The 21,780-nt window shown below is 70.1% G+C and carries 26 protein-coding genes; 21 read left to right on the top strand and 5 right to left on the bottom strand.

The window, feature by feature from the left end; all coding sequences use genetic code 11:
• Positions 1-156: 156 nt before the first annotated feature.
• The 3 genes from rplM to glmM are packed head-to-tail and all read left to right on the top strand — an operon-like array spanning position 157 to position 2,539.
• Positions 157-603, top strand: coding sequence for a 50S ribosomal protein L13 (gene rplM / locus KNO15_RS20695; protein WP_055914016.1), 447 nt, complete (start codon positions 157-159; stop codon positions 601-603).
• Between the two features lie 49 nt (positions 604-652).
• Positions 653-1,150: a 30S ribosomal protein S9 gene (rpsI, locus tag KNO15_RS20700; protein WP_241705745.1), complete on the top strand. Its 498-nt coding sequence runs from the start codon at positions 653-655 to the stop codon at positions 1,148-1,150.
• Positions 1,151-1,177: 27 nt separating this feature from the next.
• Positions 1,178-2,539 (top strand): phosphoglucosamine mutase, encoded by a 1,362-nt coding sequence (gene glmM, locus KNO15_RS20705; protein WP_241705746.1) that lies wholly within the window; start codon positions 1,178-1,180, stop codon positions 2,537-2,539.
• Between the two features lie 79 nt (positions 2,540-2,618).
• Here glmM and KNO15_RS20710 read toward each other — a convergent pair whose 3' ends face one another.
• From KNO15_RS20710 to coaA, 4 genes are all read right to left on the bottom strand, one after another.
• Positions 2,619-2,936: a helix-turn-helix domain-containing protein gene (locus tag KNO15_RS20710; protein ID WP_241705748.1), complete on the bottom strand. Its 318-nt coding sequence runs from the start codon at positions 2,934-2,936 to the stop codon at positions 2,619-2,621.
• Between the two features lie 3 nt (positions 2,937-2,939).
• On the bottom strand, positions 2,940-3,260 hold the full coding sequence (locus KNO15_RS20715; protein ID WP_241705750.1) for a helix-turn-helix domain-containing protein: 321 nt from the start codon (positions 3,258-3,260) through the stop codon (positions 2,940-2,942).
• Between the two features lie 167 nt (positions 3,261-3,427).
• Complete coding sequence (locus tag KNO15_RS20720) at positions 3,428-3,733, bottom strand: helix-turn-helix domain-containing protein (RefSeq protein WP_241705752.1); 306 nt, start codon at positions 3,731-3,733, stop codon at positions 3,428-3,430.
• Between the two features lie 97 nt (positions 3,734-3,830).
• Positions 3,831-4,799: a type I pantothenate kinase gene (gene coaA / locus KNO15_RS20725; RefSeq protein WP_241705754.1), complete on the bottom strand. Its 969-nt coding sequence runs from the start codon at positions 4,797-4,799 to the stop codon at positions 3,831-3,833.
• A 41-nt stretch (positions 4,800-4,840) separates the two neighbouring features.
• Here coaA and glmS point away from each other — a divergent pair, with 41 nt between their 5' ends.
• The 9 genes from glmS (at position 4,841) to KNO15_RS20770 (ending at position 12,657) form a co-directional block, all read left to right on the top strand.
• Positions 4,841-6,691: a glutamine--fructose-6-phosphate transaminase (isomerizing) gene (glmS, locus tag KNO15_RS20730; RefSeq protein ID WP_241705756.1), complete on the top strand. Its 1,851-nt coding sequence runs from the start codon at positions 4,841-4,843 to the stop codon at positions 6,689-6,691.
• 7 nt (positions 6,692-6,698) lie between these two features.
• The gene (locus tag KNO15_RS20735) at positions 6,699-7,052 is read left to right on the top strand and encodes a holo-ACP synthase (RefSeq protein ID WP_241705757.1); all 354 of its coding nucleotides are present in this window, start codon (positions 6,699-6,701) and stop codon (positions 7,050-7,052) included.
• Positions 7,049-8,170 (top strand): alanine racemase, encoded by a 1,122-nt coding sequence (gene alr, locus KNO15_RS20740; protein ID WP_241705759.1) that lies wholly within the window; start codon positions 7,049-7,051, stop codon positions 8,168-8,170. Before KNO15_RS20735 ends, alr begins: the two co-directional genes overlap by 4 nt.
• 44 nt (positions 8,171-8,214) lie before the next feature.
• A complete protein-coding gene (tsaE, locus tag KNO15_RS20745; protein WP_241705960.1) occupies positions 8,215-8,667 on the top strand; it encodes a tRNA (adenosine(37)-N6)-threonylcarbamoyltransferase complex ATPase subunit type 1 TsaE in 453 nt (150 codons plus the stop codon).
• A gap of 58 nt (positions 8,668-8,725) precedes the next feature.
• A complete protein-coding gene (locus tag KNO15_RS20750; protein ID WP_241705761.1) occupies positions 8,726-9,589 on the top strand; it encodes a phosphotransferase family protein in 864 nt (287 codons plus the stop codon).
• 41 nt (positions 9,590-9,630) lie between these two features.
• On the top strand, positions 9,631-10,251 hold the full coding sequence (gene tsaB, locus KNO15_RS20755; RefSeq protein WP_241705764.1) for a tRNA (adenosine(37)-N6)-threonylcarbamoyltransferase complex dimerization subunit type 1 TsaB: 621 nt from the start codon (positions 9,631-9,633) through the stop codon (positions 10,249-10,251).
• Positions 10,252-10,328: 77 nt separating this feature from the next.
• Positions 10,329-10,763, top strand: coding sequence for a ribosomal protein S18-alanine N-acetyltransferase (gene rimI, locus KNO15_RS20760; RefSeq protein WP_241705961.1), 435 nt, complete (start codon positions 10,329-10,331; stop codon positions 10,761-10,763).
• A complete protein-coding gene (gene tsaD, locus KNO15_RS20765; RefSeq protein ID WP_241705766.1) occupies positions 10,760-11,875 on the top strand; it encodes a tRNA (adenosine(37)-N6)-threonylcarbamoyltransferase complex transferase subunit TsaD in 1,116 nt (371 codons plus the stop codon). The genes rimI and tsaD overlap by 4 nt, the downstream gene beginning before the upstream one ends.
• Positions 11,876-11,997: 122 nt before the next feature.
• Complete coding sequence (locus KNO15_RS20770; protein ID WP_241705768.1) at positions 11,998-12,657, top strand: DUF4190 domain-containing protein; 660 nt, start codon at positions 11,998-12,000, stop codon at positions 12,655-12,657.
• A 27-nt stretch (positions 12,658-12,684) separates the two neighbouring features.
• Here the strand turns inward: KNO15_RS20770 and KNO15_RS20775 are convergent, their stop codons facing one another.
• Entirely contained in the window at positions 12,685-13,872 is a 1,188-nt protein-coding gene (locus KNO15_RS20775; protein WP_241705770.1) for a class I SAM-dependent methyltransferase, read from the bottom strand.
• A gap of 151 nt (positions 13,873-14,023) precedes the next feature.
• On the opposite strand from KNO15_RS20775, the gene groES reads away from it, so the two are divergent.
• The 9 genes from groES to KNO15_RS20820 all read left to right on the top strand — a co-directional run bounded on the left by groES (position 14,024) and on the right by KNO15_RS20820 (position 21,746).
• Positions 14,024-14,320: a co-chaperone GroES gene (groES, locus tag KNO15_RS20780; RefSeq protein WP_022889766.1), complete on the top strand. Its 297-nt coding sequence runs from the start codon at positions 14,024-14,026 to the stop codon at positions 14,318-14,320.
• A gap of 80 nt (positions 14,321-14,400) precedes the next feature.
• Complete coding sequence (gene rarD / locus KNO15_RS20785; RefSeq protein ID WP_241705772.1) at positions 14,401-15,327, top strand: EamA family transporter RarD; 927 nt, start codon at positions 14,401-14,403, stop codon at positions 15,325-15,327.
• 4 nt (positions 15,328-15,331) lie between these two features.
• Positions 15,332-16,327 carry an Lrp/AsnC family transcriptional regulator gene (locus KNO15_RS20790; RefSeq protein ID WP_241705774.1) on the top strand — a complete coding sequence of 332 codons (996 nt, stop codon included), beginning with the start codon at positions 15,332-15,334 and terminating at the stop codon, positions 16,325-16,327.
• Between the two features lie 97 nt (positions 16,328-16,424).
• On the top strand, positions 16,425-17,915 hold the full coding sequence (locus tag KNO15_RS20795; protein ID WP_241705777.1) for an aldehyde dehydrogenase family protein: 1,491 nt from the start codon (positions 16,425-16,427) through the stop codon (positions 17,913-17,915).
• The gene (locus KNO15_RS20800) at positions 17,912-18,640 is read left to right on the top strand and encodes a gamma-glutamyl-gamma-aminobutyrate hydrolase family protein (protein ID WP_241705779.1); all 729 of its coding nucleotides are present in this window, start codon (positions 17,912-17,914) and stop codon (positions 18,638-18,640) included. The genes KNO15_RS20795 and KNO15_RS20800 overlap by 4 nt, the downstream gene beginning before the upstream one ends.
• Positions 18,637-19,116: a DUF3830 family protein gene (locus KNO15_RS20805; RefSeq protein WP_241705781.1), complete on the top strand. Its 480-nt coding sequence runs from the start codon at positions 18,637-18,639 to the stop codon at positions 19,114-19,116. Before KNO15_RS20800 ends, KNO15_RS20805 begins: the two co-directional genes overlap by 4 nt.
• Positions 19,113-20,012, top strand: a complete 900-nt coding sequence (locus KNO15_RS20810; RefSeq protein WP_241705783.1) for a transporter substrate-binding domain-containing protein — start codon at positions 19,113-19,115, stop codon at positions 20,010-20,012. Before KNO15_RS20805 ends, KNO15_RS20810 begins: the two co-directional genes overlap by 4 nt.
• A gap of 10 nt (positions 20,013-20,022) precedes the next feature.
• Positions 20,023-20,985, top strand: a complete 963-nt coding sequence (locus KNO15_RS20815) for an amino acid ABC transporter permease (RefSeq protein WP_241705785.1) — start codon at positions 20,023-20,025, stop codon at positions 20,983-20,985.
• Positions 20,982-21,746, top strand: a complete 765-nt coding sequence (locus KNO15_RS20820; RefSeq protein ID WP_241705787.1) for an amino acid ABC transporter ATP-binding protein — start codon at positions 20,982-20,984, stop codon at positions 21,744-21,746. Before KNO15_RS20815 ends, KNO15_RS20820 begins: the two co-directional genes overlap by 4 nt.
• The last annotated feature ends 34 nt before the right edge of the window (positions 21,747-21,780 follow it).

Genomic DNA, 21,780 nt, shown 5'->3' on the forward strand with positions numbered 1-21,780 from the left:
TCGCGTAGTATTGACCCTTGGTGTCTGCGCCTCCTGCGGTGCGACACGCGAACGTGAGCCCTCCACCGGCCCCGGTTCCCCTCCCTTCGGGAAGGCAACCCCCATCGGAGCGGGATTCACGAACTCCTCCGTTCGATACAGAAAGCAGCCACTACTGTGACGCGCACTTACACCCCGAAGGCAGACGAGATCCAGCGCGACTGGGTCGTCATCGACGCGACCGATGTCGTGCTCGGCCGTCTCGCCAGCCACACCGCCGCCCTCCTCCGCGGCAAGCACAAGCCGACGTTCGCTCCGCACATGGACAGCGGCGACTTCGTGATCATCGTCAATGCCGACAAGGTGGCCCTCACCGGTCAGAAGGCGGCTCAGAAGAAGGCCTACCGCCACTCGGGCTACCCGGGCGGCCTCAAGGCCACCACCTACTCCGAGCTGCTCGAGAAGAACCCGGTTCGCGCCGTCGAGAAGGCCGTCCGCGGCATGCTGCCGAAGAACTCCCTCGGCCGCGCCCAGCTCCGCAAGCTGAAGGTCTACACCGGAAGCGAGCACCCGCACGCCGCCCAGCAGCCGAAGCAGTACACGCTCGGCCAGGTCGCCCAGTAAGCGATCCACGACCTTCACGACTGACTTAAGACAAAGGATTATCACCACCGTGGCGAAGATCGCAGACAGCATCGACTCGGCTCAGGTCGAGAACGTCGAGTCCTACTCGACCGAGACCCCCGAGAGCGCGGCCCCCGCGGCCCCGCGTCCCGTCCTCTCCGTTCCTGGCGCGGCCGTCGGCCGTCGCAAGGAGGCCATCGCGCGCGTGCGCCTGGTCCCCGGTGCGGGCACCATCACGGTCAACGGCCGTGAGTTCGCGGACTACTTCCCGAACAAGCTGCACCAGCAGCTCATCACCGACCCGTTCAAGGTCCTCGACCTCATCGGCTCCTACGACGTCGTCGCCCGCATCACCGGCGGCGGCCCGTCGGGCCAGGCCGGCGCCCTGCGCCTCGCCATCGCCCGTGCGCTCAACGAGATCGACCGCGAGAACAACCGTCCGACCCTCAAGAAGGCCGGCTTCCTCACTCGTGACGCCCGCGTCACCGAGCGCAAGAAGGCCGGTCTCAAGAAGGCGCGCAAGGCTTCGCAGTTCTCCAAGCGCTGATCCGGTTCAGCGCTTAGGCTTCGGTTCATGCCCCGCCTTTTCGGAACCGACGGAGTCCGCGGACTCGCGAACGGTACGCTCACCGCCGACCTCGCGCTCGGTCTCGCTCAGGCAGCTGCGGCTGTCCTGACGCGAGGCCGCAGCGCGGAGGCTCGGCGCGCCGCGGGCAAGCGCCCGCTGGCGATCGTCGCCCGTGACCCCCGGGTCTCCGGCGAGTTCCTCTCGGCCGCGGTTGCGGCCGGGTTGGCCAGCTCCGGCATCGACGTCTACGACGCCGGTGTCATCCCGACGCCGGCAACGGCCTTCCTCATCGCCGACTTCGACGCGGACTTCGGCGTGATGGTCTCGGCCTCGCACAATCCCGCTCCCGACAACGGGATCAAGATCTTCGCCCGTGGTGGCACCAAGCTCCCTGACGTCGTCGAGGACCGCATCGAGCAGCACCTCGACCTGGAGAAGCTCACGCCGACCGGTGCCGACGTCGGCCGCATCCGCCGTTTCGCGGACGCGGAGGACCGTTACGTCGTGCACCTGCTCGCGAGCCTCCCGCACCGCCTCGACGGCATCCACGTGGTGCTCGACTGCGCCCACGGCGCCGCCGCCGGCATCTCGCCCGAGGTGTTCACCGACGCCGGTGCGCGCGTGACCGTCATCGGCGACTCGCCCGACGGCATGAACATCAACGACGGGGTGGGCTCGACACACCTCGACAATCTCGCCAAGGCCGTCCTGGCCGCCGGTGCAGACGTCGGCATCGCCCACGACGGCGACGCGGATCGTTGCCTGGCGATCGACGCCGACGGCAAGGTCATCGACGGCGACCAGATCATGGCGATCCTTGCCGTGGGCATGAAGGAACGCGGCAAGCTCACGGACGACACGCTCGTGGCGACCGTGATGAGCAACCTCGGCCTGAAGATCGCGATGCGCGAGCACGGCATCCGCATCGTCGAGACAGCCGTCGGCGACCGCTACGTCCTCGAGGAGATGAACCAGAACGACTACGCCCTGGGCGGCGAGCAGTCGGGCCACGTCATCATGCGCGAGTTCGCGACCACCGGCGACGGCATCCTCACCGGTCTCCACCTCCTGAGCGAGATGGCACGTCAGCGCAAGCCACTCTCGGAGCTGGCGAAGGTGATGACGGTCTACCCGCAGGTCATGGTGAACGTGAAGGGCGTCGACCACCACGCGGTGCACACGGACGAGCCGCTCCAGCTGGCTGTTCAGACCGCGGAGGCCGCGCTCGGTGACAGCGGCCGCGTGCTTCTGCGTCCGTCCGGCACCGAACCGCTGGTTCGGGTCATGGTGGAGGCGGCCGACCAGCACACGGCCGAGCGCCTGGCGAACGAGCTCGCCGACGTGGTGCGGGAGCGGCTGGGGGTCTAGGCCCCGCAAGTGGGGTGGTCCTCACTCCGACCGTCGTCGGGCTCGCACGAAGCCCGCGACGGCATACGTCACGTCGTGATCAGTCGCGCCGCTTGCGTCGTTCCTGCGCGCGGCGGAACTCGGAGACCGTGAACGGGTGAACGTCCGCCGGCAGGAGATCCCGGTCGGCCAGGCCGTCGAGGGCGTCGTGGACGGGGAGATCCAGCGTCACGAAGAGCCGGAGGAGCGTCACCAGTGTGGGGTTGCCTATCCCGCGCTCGAGCTTGCCGTAGTTCGCGAGGTCTGCTGCGCTGGAGTGGGCGACCTCGTACTGGGTGAGGCCGAGGCCGGTGCGGCTCTCGCGCAGTCGTTCACCGAGGATGCGGGTGGCTTCGGAAGTGGGAGTCCTGGCGTCCATGGTTCAGTCCTTCTCGTGCCTGCGGTCGCGCGACAGTTCTTCGCGCACGAAGTCGGACGACGAGAACAGGTGCTCCGGCTCGGGGAGGAGCTCGAGGTCGGCCAGCCCATCCAGCAACGCGCTCGGCTCGATCTCGAGAGTCACGGCGAGCTGCAGGATCGTCATGAGGGTCGGGTTGCCGATGCCTCTCTCGACTCGGCCGTAGTTGGCCAGGTCCACCTGGCTGAGGTTCGCGACGTCGACCTGCGAGATCTGCAGCTCGATCCGTCGCCGGCGGAGCCGCTCGCCCAGGATGCGTGAGGCTTCAAAACGTGGCGAGGGCATGCGTCCACTCTGTTTCCGGGCAGAGTCTCTACCCAGAGGCCCGAAGCGACATGCGAGAACGCCCCGGGGCGGAAAGCAATCGGCTGCAACGCGTCAGGCATTGAAGCGCTGACCGCGCCGCAGCCCTCCTGCGTGCGATCCATCATCCGCAGATCCACCGACATCGGTCACCCCGCCTGCTGACGCGAGGCCGCGATGAAGTCGGCCACCGAGTACGCCCGCTCACGGTCGGGCACCATCTTCGGCCCGTACAGCCCTGCCAGCAGCTCCGCCGGGTCGGTGTCGAGCGCGGTGGCGAGGCGGACGATCGTGTGCAGTTCGGAGTTGGCCTCGCCGCGCTCGATGCGCCCGTAATTGGTCACGTGCATGTCGGCGAGGTTGGCGATCTCCTCCTGACTCACACCGCGCGCGACCCGGGCCTGACGGACACGGTGTCCGAACAATTGGGCAGCGCGCGATCGTGGTGTAGCCATACCTCCATGACTACGGGAACCGGCGGCGGCAGGCCAGAGTCTTGGAGCACGGATCGTGACGACGCCGGGCCTGCGCACCCGACGCAGTCACGGCCGCTCAGAGCTTGCGCAGCAGGACCGAGCTCACCGTGTGGTCGGCGTCCTTGCGCAGCACGAGTTTCGCTCGCGAGCGCGTGGGCCGGATGTTCTGCACGAGGTTGGGCTCGTTGATCGCCGACCAGATCGAGGCAGCGCGTTCCCTGGCCTGACTCTCGGTGAGCTGTGCGAACCGGTGGAAGTACGACTTGGGGTTCGCGAACGCCCCGCGCTGCAGCTTGAGGAAGCGCTCCTCGTACCAGTGCGCGATGTCGCGGGTGCGGGCGTCGACGTAGACGCTGAAGTCGAACAGGTCGCTCACCGCCAGCCGGTTGCCGCCCCCGGCCGGCTGGAGGACGTTGAGGCCTTCGACGATGAGGACGTCCGGCCTCCGCACGACGATCTCGGCGTCCGGCACGATGTCGTAGCTCAGGTGCGAGTAGAAGGGAGCGCGGACTTCTGGCGCCCCGCTCTTCACCGCGGTGACGAAACGGAGGAGCGCGCGGCGGTCGTACGACTCCGGGAAGCCTTTGCGCTCCATCAGCCCGCGCCGCTCGAGCTCGGCGTTCGGCAGCAGGAAGCCGTCGGTGGTGACGAGCTCGACGCGGGGGGTGTCGTCCCACCGCGAGAGCAGTTCGCGCATCAGGCGGGCGATGCTCGACTTACCGACGGCGACGGAGCCGGCGACCCCGATCACGAACGGCGTCGGCTGGGCCCGCTCGCCCAGGAAGTCGCTGGTGACCCGGTGCAGCTGCTTGGTGCCTCCCACATACAGGTTGAGCAGGCGGCTGAGCGGCAGATAGACCTCCTCCACCTCGCGGAGGTCGAGCGGGTCGCCCAGGCCCCGGAGCTGGACGATCTCGGTCTCGTGGAGCGGCAGCGGGGTGTTCTGCGCCAGCTCGGCCCAGTCGGCACGGCTCAGCTCGACATAGGGGGTGCTGGACTCGCCGTTCGCCGTGGATCCGCCGCGAGCGGCGCCGTTCTCAGCCATAGGCGACAAGTCTAAGGTGCACCCACGATAGACTCGGGCGCATGTGTGGAATCGTTGGGTACGTCGGTAGCGACCGGAGTCTGGAGGTGCTGCTCGGCGGCCTGAAGCGTCTGGAGTACCGCGGATACGACTCCGCGGGCATCGCGGTCATCGACCCCGACGGACACCTCGGCACCGCCAAGAAGGCGGGCAAGCTCGCCGTGCTCTCCGACGACCTGGGCGCGCACCCCATCCCGAACGGCGGCACCGGTATCGGCCACACCCGCTGGGCGACCCATGGCGGCCCGACCGACAGCAACGCCCATCCGCATCTCGGCGACGAGGGGCGACTGGCCGTCATCCACAACGGGATCATCGAGAACTTCGCCACGCTGAAGGACGAGCTCCTCGCCGACGGCTTCACGTTCGAGTCGGAGACCGACACGGAGGTCGCCGCCATCCTCCTCGGCCGCGAGTACCGCGCCACCGGAGACCTGAGCCAGGCGTTCCAGCGCGTCGTGTCGCGTCTCGAAGGCGCCTTCACCCTTCTGGCGCTCCACCAGGACCAGCCGCATGTCGTCGTCGGCGCCCGCCGCAACTCGCCGCTCGTGATCGGGCTCGGTGAGGGCGAGAACTTCCTCGGCTCCGACGTGGCCGCGTTCGTCGAGCACACGCGCCGCGCGCTCGCGATCGGCCAGGACCAGATCGTGACGATCACCCCTGACTCGGTCACCGTGACCGATTTCGCCGGCGCGCCCGTCGAGGTGGAGCCGTTCGAGGTGGCGTGGGACGCCTCCGCCGCCGAGAAGGGCGGCTGGTCGTCGTTCATGGCGAAGGAGATCGCGGAAGAGCCCGACGCCGTGGCGAACACCCTCCGCCAGCGCATCGTCGACGGCACGGTGCACATCCCGGAGCTCGACGCGCTCGGCGACGGCTTCCTCGCGGGCATCGACCGCATCACGATCGTGGCGTGCGGCACCGCCGCCTACGCCGGTCTGGTCGGCAGCTACGCGATCGAGAAGTGGGCCAGGGTGCCTGTGACGGTCGAGCTCTCGCACGAGTTCCGCTACCGCGAGCCTGTGATCACCGACGGCACGCTCGTCATCTCGATCAGCCAGTCCGGCGAGACGATGGACACGCTCATGGCGGTCAAGTACGCCCGCGAGGCCGGTGCGAAGGCGATCTCGGTCTGCAACACGCAGGGCGCGACCATCCCGCGCGAGTCGGACGCGGCACTGTACACGCACGCCGGCCCGGAGGTCGCGGTCGCCTCGACCAAGGCGTTCGTGGCCCAGATCACGGCCCTGTATCTGTTCGGCCTCCACCTGGCCCGCGTGCGTGGCACCCTGCCTGCGGCGCAGCAGCGCGACGCCGTCGAGGAGCTGCTCGCGGTTCCCGAGAAGATCGCCGCCGTGCTGGAGTCCCACGCCACCATCGCCCAGCTCGCGCACTGGATGTCCGACACCCGGTCCGTGTTGTTCCTCGGTCGTCACGTCGGCTACCCGATCGCGCTGGAGGGCGCCCTCAAGCTGAAGGAGCTGGCGTACATCCACGCGGAGGGCTTCGCCGCCGGAGAGCTCAAGCACGGCCCGATCGCGCTGATCGAGCCGGGCCAGCCCGTCTTCGTGGTCGTGCCCAGCCCGCGCTGGTCCGACGAGCTGCACAAGAAGGTCGTCTCCAACATCCAGGAGATCCGCGCCCGTGGCGCTCGCGTCATCGCGATCGCCGAGGCCGGCGATGCGGCCGTCCTGCCGTTCGCCGACGAGGTCATCCGCATCCCGCTGGCCGCTCCGCTGTTCGAGCCGCTGCTGTCGGTCGTGCCGCTCCAGATCTTCGCGATGGAGCTGTCGGCGGCCAAGGGTCTCGACGTCGACCAACCGCGCAACCTGGCCAAGTCCGTCACCGTGGAGTAGGAGCGTCGTGATCGCCGGCATCGGGGTCGACGTCGTCGACCTGGCGCGCTTCGCCCGATCGCTGGACCGCACGCCGAAGCTCCGCGAACGCCTGTTCACGGAGGCGGAGCGCGGCTTGCCCGTGCACTCCCTCGCTGCGCGGTTCGCAGCGAAGGAGGCGCTGATCAAGGCGCTCGGCGGCTCTGAAGGAGTGCGCTGGCACGACATGGAGATCGTGCCGGACGAAGAGAGGAATCCGGGGTTCGTGCTGCACAACGTGGTGGGCCGTCAGGTCGCTGAGCGCGGCATCGAGCACATCCACGTCTCGATGTCGCACGACGCCGGGATCGCGACCGCGTTCGTGGTGCTGGAGCGCGCATGAGCGACGCCTTCCGCGAGGCGGTCATCGACCTCGACGCCGTGACCGCCAACGTCCGCCGACTGCGGCAACTCGTCGGGACTCCGCACGCGATGGCCGTCGTCAAAGCGAACGCGTACGGTCACGGCGCGCTCGAGTGCGCCAGGGCGGCGCTCGCCGGAGGCGCGGACTGGCTCGGTGTCGCCGAGATCGCCGAGGCCCTCCAACTGCGGGCGTCCGGGATCGACGCACCGGTGCTGGCGTGGCTGCACGACCCCGACGCAGACTTCGCCGAGGCTGTCGAGTCAGGGATCGACCTGGGCATCTCGTCGCTAGCCCAGCTGGAGGCCGCGGCCGCCGCCGGCACGCCGGAGCGCCCCGCCTTCGTGCAGCTGAAGCTCGAGACGGGACTCAGCCGCAACGGCATCCCCGCCTCCGTGTGGGAGATCGCCGTCGCCCGCGCTCGCGAGCTCGAAGAGACGGGCGCGTTGGTCGTGCGCGGGCTCTTCAGCCATCTCTCCAACGCGTCCCCGGAGGACGACCGTGCGGCGATCGCGGTCTTCACGCGCGGGGTGGAGCAGGCCGAGGAGGCCGGCCTCCGTCCCCAGGTGCGCCACATCGCGGCCAGCGCCGCCGCCCTGAGCCTGCCGGAGTCGCGCTTCGACCTGGTGCGTCTCGGCCTCGCGATCTACGGCCTGAGCCCGTTCGGGCCGGAGTCGGCCTCCGAGCTCGGACTGCGGCCGGCGATGACCCTGCGGGGGCAGGTCGCGGCCGTGCGGAGGGTGCCGGCCGGCACCGGGGTCTCGTACGACTACACCTACCGCACCTCGGCCGAGACGACGCTCGTGCTCGTGCCGATCGGCTACGCCGAGGGGATCCCGCGGCACGCCTCGGGGCGCGGCCCCGTGTGGATCGGCGGGGAGCGATATCGCATCGCCGGCCGGGTCGCGATGGACCAGTTCGTGGTCGACGTGGGAGACGCGGAGGTGGCCGTCGGCGATGAGGTCGTGCTGTTCGGCGACCCCGCCACCGGGGTGCCGGGAGCAGACGACTGGGCGGCGGCCGCCGACACGATCAGCTACGAGATCGTCACACGCCTTGGCGGTCGGTTGCGGCGCAGCTTCCGCGGGGGAGCGGCGTGAGCGGGCGCGTGCTGGTCGATCGCACGGTCGCGACCGGCGACGAGATGCACGAGCTGGGGATCGAGCTCGCCCAGCTCCTGCGGGCGGGAGACCTGCTGGTGCTGACCGGCCCGCTGGGCGCGGGCAAGACCACCCTCACCCGCGGCATCGGCGATGGCCTCCGGGTGCGCGGACCGGTGACGAGCCCCACGTTCGTTCTGGCGCGAACCCACCCCAGCCTCGTCGACGGCGTGCCACTCGTCCACGTCGACGCCTATCGCCTCTCGAGTGCTCTCGAACTCGACGACCTCGACATCGACTTCGCCCGCTCGGTCGTGGTGGTCGAGTGGGGCGGGGGAATGCTCGACGGCGTCGCGGAGTCGTGGCTGGAGGTCGAGATCGTGCGGCCGACCGGCGCGTCCGAGGCGGGCACCGATCCGGCGTCCGACGCCGACGAGCCGCGCACGGTGACCGTCACCGCCTTCGGCCCGCGCTGGGGTGCGGGGCCGACCGCCTAGCGCCCGGAGGCGAGCGTTTCAGGGGCGATTGCCTTCCCGTCGCGGCTATCGTTGGAGAGTGGTCGAGACCGATTTCGTGGCGCCCGGCCCCCGACTGTTCGACGAGCTGGTCACTGCGGCGCTGCGGGCGGCCGGTGAATCGACCGATCCCGATCGACGCGTACTGGTCGATCACGGATCCGCGAACCTGGTCGTGCTCGTGGGCGCGACAGCTGTTCGTGTGAGCCGCACCGAGCAGGCCGCGGCGGAGGTCGAACGAGCACAGCGCGTGATCGACGGCCTCCCTCCGCTTCCGTTCGCCGTGCCGCGCTCTCGTGCGGAACCGGTGCGTGCCGAGGGGCTGATCGCGATCGCCCAACGCCGCCTGCCGGGCGAGCCCTATCCCAGCGGCAGCGGCGACCCGCGAGAGCTCGCGTCGCTGCTCGACGCCCTTCACCGCGTGCCGCTCGACACGGTCCGCGCGGACCTCGCGCACCCGCGGGCGTTCATGGGAGGCGACGCGTGGCGCGAGCTCATGACCGAGAGGGTGCTCCCGCTCCTCGATCTCCGGGCGAGGACACGAGGCGGACGAGCGGTCGAGGAGTTGGCTGCGCTGGAGGAGCCGTCGGAGCCCTCGCTCGTGCACGGCGACCTCGCGGGAGCCAACGTGCTCTGGGCGGACGGGCGGGTGTGCGGCCTGCTCGACTGGGACCTCGCGAGCGCCGGTGACCCCGCCGAGGATGTGGCCGCGTTGGCCACGTGGCACGGGTGGGACGCGATCACCGGCGTCGTCTCTCCTGGCACCGAGCACCGCGCGCGGGTCATCGCCGCGACCTATCCGCTCCAGCTCGTGTGTTTCGGGATCGTGCACGGTCGGCCGTCTGCCGAGATCGATCGCGCCGTCGAGCGCGCGAACCGTGCGCTGGCGGCGCGGACGGTCTAGCCCGAGACCGCCGATCCCGCCTTCACGCTTAGGCTGGTGTCATGCTCCTCGCCATCGACACGTCCGCCGGAACGAGCGTCGCGGTCGTCGACCGCGACGGCGGGATCCTGGCCGAAGCAGGCGAGGCCGACACCATGCGGCACGCCGAGGTCGTCGGCGACCTCATCCGGGCGGCGCTCGACGCCTCCGGCACGAGCGTCTCCGCGCTCTCCGGCGTCGTGGCCGGCATGGGTCCCGGTCCGTTCACCGGCCTGCGCGTCGGCATCGCCGCGGCCACGGCGTTCGCCTTCGGCGCCGGCCGGCCGCTCGTCCCGGTGGTCAGCCACGACGCCGTCGCGTACGGGCGTTACCTCGCCGGGCACACCGGCCCGCTGCTCGTCGTCACCGACGCCCGGCGTCGCGAGCGCTATTGGACGGCGTACTCGGGCGTCGACGAGCACGGCCTCCCCGTGCGGCTCGACGGGCCGGGGCTCAGCAAGCCGGACGACCTCCCGCACGCCGACATCGTCCGCGAGGACGCGGTGGAGGTGTCGGCCGGACTGCTCGGGATGATCGCGGAACTGCGGTTCGCCGCCGGCCTCCCGTTCGACCGCGACGAGCCGCTGTACCTGCGGTCGCCCGATGTCACCCTGTCCGCCGGCCCGAAGCGGGTGAGCGCGTGACGGACCGGGTCCCCGCTTCCGCGGGCGCCGCGTCGTGGCAGCTGCGCCGGGCGACCGAGCGCGACCTCGACGCGATCATGGAGATCGAGCGCTCCACTTTCGTCACCGACGCCTGGTCGGACGAGACCATGCGTGCCGAGCTGCGCAGCCGGCACGGGTACTACCTGGTGGCCGTTCCCGTCGACGGCACCGACCGTGTCGACGGCTACGGCGGCCTGCTGGCGCCGCGGGGAGCCGGCGAGGGCGACATCCAGACCATCGCCGTCGTGCCGGACGCACGCAGGCACGGCCTCGGACGCGCGCTCATGCTCGCCCTGATCGGCGAGGCCCGCCATCGCGGCGTCACCGAGGTGTTCCTCGAGGTGCGCGCCGACAACCCCGGCGCCCAGACGCTCTATCGATCGCTCGGCTTCGAGGAGATCGGCGTGCGCCCCCGCTACTACCAGCCCGACGGGGTGGATGCGATCGTCATGCGCCTGACCGTCCCGACACCGGAGACCACGATCGCATGAACGGCATTCCTCACCACTCCGACGCGTCCGGCGATGGCCCGCTCGTCCTCGGTATCGAGACGTCGTGTGACGAGACCGGCGTCGGCATCGTGCGCGGCACCACCCTGCTCTCCAACACGATCGCCTCGTCGATGGAGGAGCACGCGCGCTACGGCGGTGTCGTTCCCGAGGTCGCGGCCCGCGCCCACCTGGAAGCGCTGACCCCGACTCTGCGCACCGCGGTCGCCGACGCGGGCATCGAGCTGGCCGACCTTGACGCGATCGCGGTCACCAGCGGCCCCGGGCTCTCCGGCGCCCTGATGGTCGGCGTCGGCGCGGCCAAGGCGCTCGCGCTGTCGCTCGGCAAACCGCTCTACGCGGTCAACCACCTCGTCGGCCACGTCGGGGCCGATGTCCTCGACGCCACGGGCGGCCCGGGTCATCCGGTCGAGGTGCCGACCGTCGCGCTGCTCGTCTCCGGAGGCCACACCTCGCTGCTGCTCGTCCGCCACCTGGTGTCCGACGTGGAGCTGCTGGGCGAGACGATCGACGACGCGGCGGGCGAGGCGTTCGACAAGGTCGCGCGCGTCCTCGGCCTCCCGTACCCGGGCGGTCCGCAGATCGACAGGGTCGCCGCCGACGGCGACCCGCGCGCCATCCGCTTTCCGCGCGGGCTCACCAAACCCAAAGACCTCGAGCGGCACCGCTACGACTTCTCGTTCTCCGGGCTCAAGACCGCGGTGGCCCGCTGGGTGGAGCAGCGCCAGGACGCCGGAGAGGAGGTGCCCGTCGCCGACGTGGCGGCCTCGTTCCGCGAGGCGGTCGCCGACGTGCTCCTCACTAAGGCGATCGCCGCCTGCCTCGACCACGGAGTGCCGCGCCTGCTGCTCGGCGGCGGTGTCGTCGCCAACGCGCGCGTGCGCCAGCTCGCGGTGCAGCGGGCGGCGGAGGCGGGCGTGACCTTGCGCATCCCGGCACTGTCGCTGTGCACCGACAACGGGGCGATGATCGCGGCGCTCGGCGCGCAACTCATCATGGCGGGACGCGAGCCCAGCCGGCTCGACTTCGGCGCCGACTCCACGCTTCCGGTGACCGAGATCCAGGTGGCGGCGGAGGGCGGGGCCGCGGCCTGATCTCTGCGGGCGACGTGGCGCTGCCGGGCTGACATGGGGCGTTGACAGGCTCGTGGCCCGCTGAGACGATTGAGTCGGTACAGCATTTTCTCAGGAAGCCACCAGAGAGGGAGATGGGCAGAATGTCCGATCCGAACACCCCGTCAGGCGCAACAGAGCCCGAAGGAACGGAAGGAACTCCCGCTCAGCCGGTTCCGCCGTCGTCCGACATCCCCGCACCGGCCCCGGACGGCGTCCCGCCGGTTCCCCCGGTCGCCCCGCCCGCGCCTCCCGTCTCGCCGGCCGCGCCCGGCTACGGCGCCCCGCAGCAGCCCTACGGCCAGCAGCCGTACGGCCAGCAGCCGCCACAGCCCTACGGCCAGCAGCAGCCGCCGCAGCAGCCGTACGGCCAGCCGCAGCAGCCGTATGGTCAGCAGCCGCCGCAGCAGCCGTACGGTCAGCAAACTCCGGCGCCCGGCTACGGTCAGCCCGCGTACGGTCAGCCCGCTCCGGGGTACGCGCAGCCCTACGCGCAGCCGGCCGCGAAGTCGCCGATCCTCAGCATCCTGTCGCTCATCGGCGGCATCGTCGGCATCGTCCTGACGTTCGCCTGGGGGATCGGCTTCCTGTTCGGGGTCGCCGGCATCGTCCTCGGCTTCATCGGGCGCAGCAAGGAGCCGCAGGCCAAGGGCTTCTGGCTGACCGGCATCATCCTCGGCTTCGTCAGCGTGGCCATCGCGATCATCTTCTGGATCGTGCTGGGCATCATCCTGGCGAACTTCAACGCCAACTACCGGTACTGAAACCGGCTCGCGCTCGTCGGGCGGCCGTCAGAGCCGCTCGGCGAGCAGCGCCGTGTGCTTGCCGCCGACCCGAGTGAGGATCAGCGTCGCGGGCCGGTCGCCCGAGAGCTTGAGCCGGGTGCGCAGCGCAGCGGGGTCGACGTCCACTCCGCGCTTCTTGATCTCGAGTGTGCCGATGCCGCGGGCGCGGAGGGCCTTCTTGAGGTCCTTCTCGGCGAACGGCAGTGACTCCAGGATGCGGAACCCCGCGGCGAACGGCGACTCGCTGGCCTCGTCGGCAGTGATGTAGGCGATTCCGTCGCCGAGCATCCGGCCGTCGAGCCGGCGTGCCAGGTCACCGATGAGGCGCGCGCGGATGACCGCGCCGTCCGGTTCGTAGAGGTACTCGCCGAGCCCACCCGTCTCGGCGTCCTCGCTGTCGGCCTCCGCCGTCAATTCGTGCGCGTCGTCGCCCCGGAGCACCAGGGCGGACCGCCGGACCCCCGAGCGCGCCAGGGCTCCGAACCACAGCCCGAGCTCCACGACCTGGCCGTCCGCCGACACCCACTGGGCTTCGGCGGTCGACGGGATGAGGTCTCTGTCGAACCCCGGCCCCAGTTTCAGGCCGACCGATCGACCGGTGGCGAGCTCGTACGCGAAGCCGAGCGACGGCGTGTAGTCGTCGGGATCGGTCAGCCGGTCGGTGTCCGTGTGCCCTGCCGTGCGTCGCGCCGGGTCGAGGAAGACCCCGTCGATGGAGCGCAGGCTCACGTCCTCCGCTCGGCGGTGCTCGACCGTGGCGGACGGGAAGGGGGCCAGGTTGAAGGCGGCGATCGCGGCCGTCACCTCGTCGGCGTCCACCGCGGTGACCTCCAGGTCGAGCGCGGCGATCGCGAGGGCGTCGCCGCCGATGCCGCAGCCGAGGTCGGCGATGCGCGTCAGCCCGGCGGCGCGGAAGCGGCCGGCGTGGCGCGCCGCGACGGCCAGGCGGGTCGCCTGCTCGAGCCCGGCCTCGGTGAACAGCATGCGGGAGGCGAACTCGCCGAACTTGCCCGCGGCCTTCTTGCGGAGCTTGGCCTGCGTGAGCACGGCGGCCACCAGGCCGGGGGAGTGACCCTGCTTGCGCAGCGCCGTGACCATGGCAAGCACGTCCTTCTCGGACCGGTAGGGAGGCAGTGAGTCGAGCAGCCGGAGCCCTTCGGGGCTCAGCAGTTCGACGAGTTCGGACCGGTCCATGTGCACCACGGTACCTTCTGGCACTCACGTTGCGGGACTGCTAACGCACCCCCTAGACTCGTGGTTAGCACTCTCCGTGCGAGTTTGCTAACGCAAACCGCACTCCACCTGAGTTCGCAAAGACTGAGTTCACCAAAGAAAGAGGTCAACCGTGTCGGTCTCCATCAAGCCGCTCGAAGATCGAATCGTCATCAAGCAGGTCGAGGCTGAGCAGACCACTGCTTCCGGTCTGGTCATCCCCGACACCGCGAAGGAGAAGCCCCAGGAGGGCGAGGTCGTCGCCGTCGGACCGGGCCGCATCGACGACAACGGCAATCGCGTGCCGCTCGATGTCGCCGTCGGCGACAAGGTGATCTACTCCAAGTACGGGGGCACCGAGGTCAAGTTCGGCGGAGAGGACTTCCTCGTCCTCTCGGCCCGCGACGTGCTCGCGGTCGTCGTCCGCTGACGAAGCTCTCTCCATGGAGGCCCGGGTGCGCAGCGCCCGGGCCTTCGTCGTGTGTCGGTGAGCGCCGCTAGAGTCGACGGGTGGCGCCGCCTTCTGCTTCTGCCGAGCACCGCGCGTCCGGACTGATCTTCGCGATCTCCGCGCACGTGCTGTGGGGCGTGCTCACGCTCTACTTCATCGCGCTCGCTCCGACGACGGCGTGGGAGATCGTGGCCTGGCGCGTGATCTTCTCCCTCGTGTTCTGCGCGCTGCTGCTCACCGTCACGCGCGCGTGGCGTCCGTTCGCCCTCCTGCTCCGCTCGCCGCGCATCCTCTTCACGATGGCGCTCGCCGGCGCTCTGATCTACGTCAACTGGCAGACGTACGTCCTCGCGACGGTGACCGGTCACGTGGTCGAGGCGGCGCTCGGGTACTTCATCAATCCGATCGTCACGGTGCTGCTCGGGGTGATCGTGCAGCATGAGCGGCTGCGGCCGGCCCAGTGGGTGGCCGTCGGCCTGAGCGCCGTCGCGGTCGTCGTCCTGGCGGTGGGGTACGGGGCCTTCCCCTGGATCGCGCTGCTGCTGGCGTTCTCGTTCGGGTTCTACGGCCTCATCAAGAAGCGGGTGGGGCCCTCGGTCGACGCCGTCTCCGGGCTGACGCTCGAGACGATGTGGCTCACGCCGATCGCCGTCGTACAGCTGATCGTCGTCGCACTGACCTCGGGCATCACTCTGGGCGAGTACGGCGCCTGGCACACCATCGCTCTGGCGGGAGCCGGCGTGGTGACGGCGGTACCGCTGCTGTTCTTCGCCGCGGCCTCCCGCCGCCTCCCGCTGGTCTACATGGGCTTCGTCCAGTACGTCACGCCGCTGATCCAGTTCCTGGTCGGCGTCTTCGTGCTCCACGAGGCGATGCCGCCGGAGCGCTGGGTCGGTTTCGGCATCGTCTGGCTCGCCCTGATCGTGCTCAGCGTCGACATGGTCGCCGCCGCTCGCACCGGGCGCCGCGTGGCGCAGCTAGCGTAGGGGCGTGGCCATCTCGACCGAATTCGACGAACTCGACTCCCGCATCGCTGCTGCGCTCCAAGCGAACGGACGTGCCAGCTGGGGGCTGATCGCCACGGCGATCGACGCGCCGGTGCGTACGATCGCGCGCCGCGGCCAGCGCCTTCTCGATGTGGGTGCGGTGCGCGTGTCGACCTATCTCGACACGACCCGCGTCGGGGATGCGCGGCCGCTGGTGATCCAGATCTCCACCCGCCCCGGCCATGCCGTGGCGGTGGCCCGCGCACTCGCCACCCGTGCGGACGCGTCGAGCGTATCGGTGCTCGAGAGCGGCGCCGACGTGATCTGCCAGCTCATGCCGCGCACGCCGGAGGAGAGCGCGCGGCTGGTCGTGGAGGAGCTGCCCGAACTCGACCATCTGGTGTCGGTGCGAGTGGGGACCGTGCTGAAGTTCTTCCGCTCCGGCTTCGACTGGACCGCCATTCCGCTGCCCGAGGCGACTCTCGCCCAGCTGCGCAGCAGCGACGACGAGGGTCCCCGGCCGACCGGCAGGGTGACGCTGACGGCGGACGACGAGCGGCTCGTCGACGTTCTCGCGGAGGACGGTCGCGCCTCCGCCAGCGAGGTCGCCGAGCGCATCGGCGTGACGCCGCCGACCGTGAAGCGCCGACTGGACGCCCTGCTCGCTGCGGGTGTCCTGCACGTGCGCACGGAGATCAGCCCGGCGCTCCACGGGCTGCGCGTGGAGGCTCTGACGTGGCTGCAGGTGTCGCCCGACCGGGTGGAGAAGGTCGGGGAGGCTCTCGGCCGGCATCCATCGGTGCGGTTCTGCGCGGCCTGCACCGGCGCGACCCAGCTGCTGGTCGACTGCGTCGTGGCCGACGAGCAGGCGCTGTACCGGTTCCTCACCGAGGATGTCGCGGCTCTCGGGGTCACTGCGGCTCAGACATCGGTCGTGCTCGCACCCGTGCGGCGAGGACCCATGCTCATCCCCGAGTCGCTCAACGTGGCTGATTTGTAAACATCTTGTTGCAAAAGTGGCCGAAACCTAAATTCAAGATTGCGATTCTGGCCGTTAACGCATAACCTCACTTCAACCCAATGAAGAGAGGACGGTCATGGCACTCACCTGGCAGCAGGAGGCGGCACGTCTCAGCTGGACGACTGAGCCTCTCGTGGACGGCGTCCGCCGCCCATCCAGCGCCGCCGGCCGGTTCGACCTCGTCAGCCCCCGCGACGGTGCCGTGCTCGCCTCCGTCGCCGATGGCACCGCTGCCGACGTCGACGCCGCCGTCCGTTCGGCGCGTGCCGTCTTCGAGCGCGGCGAGTGGTCGCGAGCCGCGGCCATCGAGCGGGGCCGCGCCCTGATGCGCTTCGGCGACCTCGTCGAGGCCAACGCCCGTGAGCTGGCGCTCCGCATCTCACTCGAGATGGGCAAGCCCGTGCAGGACGCCCTCGCGGTCGAGCTCCGCGCCGTCGCCCAGTGCCTGCGCTGGTACGGTCAGCTCGCCGACAAGCTCCCCGACGAGTCGCCTCAGGCCACGCCCGACGCGCTCGCCCTCGTCACCCGTGAGCCGGCCGGGGTCGTGGGTGCGGTCGTCCCCTGGAACTTCCCTCTCACGATGACCGCCTGGAAGCTCGGACCAGCGCTCGTCGCCGGGAACAGCGTCGTCCTCAAGCCCGCCGAGCAGACCAGCGTGTCCGCCCTCCGACTCGGCGAGCTCGCCCTGGAGGCCGGGATCCCGGCCGGCGTGCTGAACGTCGTGCCGGGCCGAGGCGACACCGTCGGGGAGGCGCTCGGCCGCCACCCCGACGTCGACGTGCTGACCTTCACGGGCTCGGTCGGGGTGGGCCGGCGCTTCCTCGCCTACTCGGCGGAGTCGAACGGCAAGCGGGTGTGGCCGGAACTCGGCGGCAAGTCGGCCTCGGTGGTCCTGAGCGATGCCGACGTCGAGGCGGCCGGGCGCACCAGCGCGTGGGGCGCCTTCTACAACCAGGGCCAGATGTGCAGCGCCTCCTCGCGCATGATCGTGATGCGCGACGTTCACGACCGCGCGGTCGAGGCCGCCGTCGCCCAGGCCGCGGCCATGGCCCCGTCCGACCCGCTGAGCGGCGCCGCGGCCAGTGGCGCGGTCGTCAGCGAGCGTCAGCTCGAGCGCATCCTCGGCTTCGTCGAACGCGCGGTCGCGGACGGGGCGACGCTCGCCGCCGGTTCGGTGACGCGCCACGACATCGGCACGGGGAGAGGCAGTTACGTCGCGCCGGTGGTCCTCACCGACGTGCGACCCGACATGGAGATCGCACAGGTGGAGGTCTTCGGTCCCGTGCTCTCGGTGATCGCCGTCGACGACGTCGACGAGGCGGTCGCCGTGGCGAACGGCACACCGTTCGGACTCGGAGCCGGCCTGTGGACCACCGACCTCTCGGCCGCGCACCGCGTCTCGCGGCGGCTGCGCGCGGGCACCGTCTGGGTCAACTGCTACGAAGAGGGCGACATGTCGATGCCGTTCGGCGGCGTCGGCGACAGCGGCTTCGGGCGCGACAAGGGAGCGCACGCGGTGGACAAGTACACCGACGTGAAGAGCACCTGGATCGAGCTGGGCGCATGACCGGGCCGATCATCGGCGTCACGGTCTGGCGCCGTCCGCTGCCGACCGGCCTCGGAGAGCGCACCGATCTCTACACCCTGGGCGGCGAGTACGCCGACGCGGTGCAGGCCGCGGGCGGCGTTCCGCTGCTGGTGCCCGACACCGTCGAACCCGACGTTCCCGCACTCATCCGACGGCTCGACGGCCTGTTGCTCTCGGGCGGACAGGACATCGCCGACGGTGCACGGGACGCCACCGAGCACGCTCTGCTCGCGGAGGCCCAGCGCCTGGGCATGCCGGTCTTCGGCATCTGCCGAGGGCTCCAGATCCTCAACGTCCACCGGGGAGGCACGCTCATCGACGACCTCCCAGGCACCGAGGACCACCCCGCCGTCGGGAGCGGGGAGGAGCGGCTCAGCCGGCACCACATCGTGGACGCAGCCGGCTGGGTCGCGGACACCCTCCCCGACGACGGCATCGTGAACTCCATCCACCACCAGGCGATCGACCGCCTCGGGGCCGGGCTGGCGATCGCCGCCCGCGCCGAGGACGGCACCGTCGAGGCGGTGTCCGGGACCGACCCCATGCGCTTCCTCCGGGCCGTTCAATGGCACCCGGAGAAGATGCCGGGCATCGAGGGCCGCGCCCACGCGACGCGGCTCCTCGCGCCCTTCATCGCAGCGGCCGACGGCTATCGCCGGCTCGTCGCGACCACCCCCACCCCCATCAGAAAGGAGTTCGTGTGAGCACGACCCCCAAGCGCATCTTCCTCGAGTTCGAGGGGGGTCCGCGAGCCGAGGCGACGCTCCTGCTCGACGAGGCGCCCAAGACCGCCGAGGCGATCTGGAGCGCCCTCGAGTCGCCCGTGAGCGACGACGTGATGCACGCGATGTACGCCGGCCCGGAGATCATGTTCGGCCTGCCGCAGAGCGCGCAGACGTTCGACCCGACCGCCCTCCCGGCGGAGAACCAGCAGGTCATCCCCGCAGCGGGCGACCTGGTCTGGTTCTTCCAGCCCAAGGAGCTCATGGCCGGGCTGGACTTCGAGCTGTGGGAGGTCGGCATCTTCTACGGCAAGGGCGGCCGGATCTTCGGGCCGCTCGGCTGGACCCCCTGCACCATCTGGGCGTCGATCACCAGCGGACTCGAGGAGTTCGCCGCGGCGTGCCAGCAGACCCGCACCATCGGACTGAAGCGACTCACCATCGGGAGAATCGAATGACGATCACACGCACCCTCCGCCGCGGCCCCCTCGCCGCGGGCATCGGCATCGCGGCCGCAGCGGCCGCCCTGCTCACCGGCTGCAGCAGCACCAGCGGCTCCTCGGCCCCCTCCACCACCTCCAGCTCCTCGTCGGCGACCGTGAAGCTGCCCGCTTCCTTCGCCGGGAAGAGCCTCGTGGCGCCGGCCGTCACCGGCTACCCGCCCTACGCCTACCTCGACGGCGGCAAGATCGTCGGCATCAGCACCGACCTCGCCACCGCCGTCGGCGGCCCCTGGGGCACGACGGTCACGCTCAAGCAGGACTCCTTCGAGAACGCGCTCCTCGGCGTCAACAGCGGCACCTACTTCGGTGCGTTCGGCGCCGACGTGACCGCCGAGCGCGAGAAGACGTTCGACCAGGTCTCCTTCCTCGAGGACCACTACCAGTTCATGGGACTGAAGGACGCCAAGCTCGGCTCGACCATGGACGACCTGTGCGGACTGAAGATCTCGGTCGTCGCCGCCGACAGCGCGATCCCGGTCCTGCAGGACCAGTCGACGAAGTGCACGGCAGCGGGCAAGAAGGCGATCAGCGTGCAGACGTTCGCCGATCAGGGCGCTGCGACCCTCGCCGTGACCAGCAAGCAGGTCGACGCGACGACCGCGACGCTGACCAACCTCGGGTACATTTCGAAGCAGACCTCTGGCCAGTTCAGCATCGGCGGCCCGAAGTACCAGTTCGTCCTCATCGGCATCGCCACCAAGAAGGGCAACGGGATGGCGCAGGCGCTCGCCGACTCCATCAACGAGCTCATCGCCAACGGCGAGTACACGAAGATCCTCAAGAAGTACGGGGTCGAGGGCGACGCCATCGCGAAGGCAGAAGTCAACCCGGACCCCAACGTCGGAAAGTAGCAGCACCCTCATGCCCGAACACGAACAGGGATCGGCGGCCCTCGCGCCGCACATCCCCAACCGCCACATCGCGCGCTGGGTGGTCGCCGCCCTGCTCGTGCTCCTCCTGCTCGGCTGGCTCCAGGGTCTGGCGTTCAACCACGCCCTGGACTGGCCGACGATCGGGCAGTACTTCCTGAACTACGACGTGCTGGCCGGCCTCGGACGCACGCTGCTCATCACCGCCGTCTCGATCGTCGTCGCCGTCCTCCTCGGTGGGCTGCTGGCGACGATGCGGCTCTCGGACAACCCGGTGCTGCGCGGGCTCGCCTGGCTGTACGTCTGGTTCTTCCGGTCCGTGCCGCTCCTGGTGCTGCTGGTCCTGACGTTCAACCTGTCGCTGCTGTGGCCGACGATCGACATCGGCATCCCGTACGGGCCGGTGTTCCTCTCGATCAACACGCAGGAGCTCATCAATCCGATGGTCGCGGCCATCGTGACGTTCTCACTCCAGCAGGCGGCGTACACGTCGGAGGTGCTGCGCGCCTCCATCCAGTCCGTGCCGGACGGGCAGAGGGAGGCCGCCGTCGCCCTCGGCATGACCCGCACCCGCACGATGATGAAGATCGTGTTCCCGCAGGCGTTCCGCGTCGCGCTGCCGCCGATCGCGAACGACACGATCAACCTGCTGAAGTCGACGTCGCTGGTCGCCTTTATCGCCGTGCCCGACCTGATGTACTCGGTGCAGCAGATCTACTCGTCGAACTTCCGCATCGTCCCGCTGCTGATCGTGGCGACCCTCTGGTACATGATCGTCGTCTCCATCCTGTCGGTCGGGCAGTTCTTCATCGAGCGCGCGCTGCGCTCCTCGCCGTCGCGCGTGGGTCGCCGCACGATCGAGGTGGAGCCCGACCTCCCCGACTCCGCGACCCCCGATCACGATTTCGCCGCGACCGGTGCCGCCGACACGACCTCGAAGGAGAACCGGGCATGAGCCCCTTCCTGCAGGTGACCGACGTCACCAAGCGCTACGACGACGTGACTGTGATCGATGACGTCAGCCTCGACGTCGAGCGCGGCGAGACCGTCGTGCTGCTCGGGCCGTCGGGAGCGGGCAAGAGCACTCTGCTGCGCTGCATGAACATGCTGGAGCGCATCGACCGCGGCCGCATCGTCCTCGACGGGGAGGAACTCGGCTGGCGGCCGCACAGGGGTGTCATGCGCGAGCTCTCCGGCCGGGCGGAGGCACGGCAGCGGCAGGAGATCGGGATGGTCTTCCAGAGCTTCAACCTGTTCGCCCACCTCACCGTGCTGCAGAACGTGATCGAGGCGCCCGTCGGCGTGCTGAAGCGGCCGAAGGCGGAGGCGATCGCCGAGGCGCGCGAGCTTCTGCGCCAGGTCGGCCTCGAGCACAAGGCGGACGCCTATCCCGCTCAGCTCTCCGGCGGCCAGCAGCAGCGCGTCGCCATCGCGCGGGCTCTCGCCATGCACCCGAAGCTCATGCTCTTCGACGAGCCGACCAGCGCGCTCGACCCGGAGCTCGTGAGCGAAGTCCTCGATGTGATCAAAGGACTGGCGACGACCGGCATGACCCTGGTCATCGTGACCCACGAGATCGGGTTCGCGCGCGAAGTGTGCGACCGCTTCGTGTTCATGGAGAACGGGCGGATCGTCGAGACGGGCGCCTCCGATCGCCTCACGGTCGACGGCGCAGCCAGCCCGCGGACGCGCAACTTCCTCTCGCGCGTGCTCTGAGTCGCTGACGGAGCCTGGCGACCGCAGCGCGGAA

The organism is Leifsonia shinshuensis, from assembly GCF_022606355.1.
GTDB lineage: Bacteria > Actinomycetota > Actinomycetes > Actinomycetales > Microbacteriaceae > Leifsonia > Leifsonia shinshuensis_B.

What these genes read in the sequence shown, in the direction of transcription:
- glmM (WP_241705746.1), top strand. Translation starts at nt 1,178, where the DNA reads ATGCCCCGCCTTTTCGGAACCGACGGAGTCCGCGGACTCGCGAACGGT.
- KNO15_RS20710 (WP_241705748.1), bottom strand. Translation starts at nt 2,936, where the DNA reads ATGGACGCCAGGACTCCCACTTCCGAAGCCACCCGCATCCTCGGTGAA.
- KNO15_RS20715 (WP_241705750.1), bottom strand. Translation starts at nt 3,260, where the DNA reads ATGCCCTCGCCACGTTTTGAAGCCTCACGCATCCTGGGCGAGCGGCTC.
- KNO15_RS20720 (WP_241705752.1), bottom strand. Translation starts at nt 3,733, where the DNA reads ATGGCTACACCACGATCGCGCGCTGCCCAATTGTTCGGACACCGTGTC.
- coaA (WP_241705754.1), bottom strand. Translation starts at nt 4,799, where the DNA reads ATGGCTGAGAACGGCGCCGCTCGCGGCGGATCCACGGCGAACGGCGAG.
- glmS (WP_241705756.1), top strand. Translation starts at nt 4,841, where the DNA reads ATGTGTGGAATCGTTGGGTACGTCGGTAGCGACCGGAGTCTGGAGGTG.
- alr (WP_241705759.1), top strand. Translation starts at nt 7,049, where the DNA reads ATGAGCGACGCCTTCCGCGAGGCGGTCATCGACCTCGACGCCGTGACC.
- tsaE (WP_241705960.1), top strand. Translation starts at nt 8,215, where the DNA reads ATGCACGAGCTGGGGATCGAGCTCGCCCAGCTCCTGCGGGCGGGAGAC.
- tsaB (WP_241705764.1), top strand. Translation starts at nt 9,631, where the DNA reads ATGCTCCTCGCCATCGACACGTCCGCCGGAACGAGCGTCGCGGTCGTC.
- rimI (WP_241705961.1), top strand. Translation starts at nt 10,329, where the DNA reads ATGGAGATCGAGCGCTCCACTTTCGTCACCGACGCCTGGTCGGACGAG.
- tsaD (WP_241705766.1), top strand. Translation starts at nt 10,760, where the DNA reads ATGAACGGCATTCCTCACCACTCCGACGCGTCCGGCGATGGCCCGCTC.
- KNO15_RS20770 (WP_241705768.1), top strand. Translation starts at nt 11,998, where the DNA reads ATGTCCGATCCGAACACCCCGTCAGGCGCAACAGAGCCCGAAGGAACG.
- KNO15_RS20775 (WP_241705770.1), bottom strand. Translation starts at nt 13,872, where the DNA reads ATGGACCGGTCCGAACTCGTCGAACTGCTGAGCCCCGAAGGGCTCCGG.
- KNO15_RS20795 (WP_241705777.1), top strand. Translation starts at nt 16,425, where the DNA reads ATGGCACTCACCTGGCAGCAGGAGGCGGCACGTCTCAGCTGGACGACT.
- KNO15_RS20800 (WP_241705779.1), top strand. Translation starts at nt 17,912, where the DNA reads ATGACCGGGCCGATCATCGGCGTCACGGTCTGGCGCCGTCCGCTGCCG.
- KNO15_RS20810 (WP_241705783.1), top strand. Translation starts at nt 19,113, where the DNA reads ATGACGATCACACGCACCCTCCGCCGCGGCCCCCTCGCCGCGGGCATC.
- KNO15_RS20815 (WP_241705785.1), top strand. Translation starts at nt 20,023, where the DNA reads ATGCCCGAACACGAACAGGGATCGGCGGCCCTCGCGCCGCACATCCCC.
- KNO15_RS20820 (WP_241705787.1), top strand. Translation starts at nt 20,982, where the DNA reads ATGAGCCCCTTCCTGCAGGTGACCGACGTCACCAAGCGCTACGACGAC.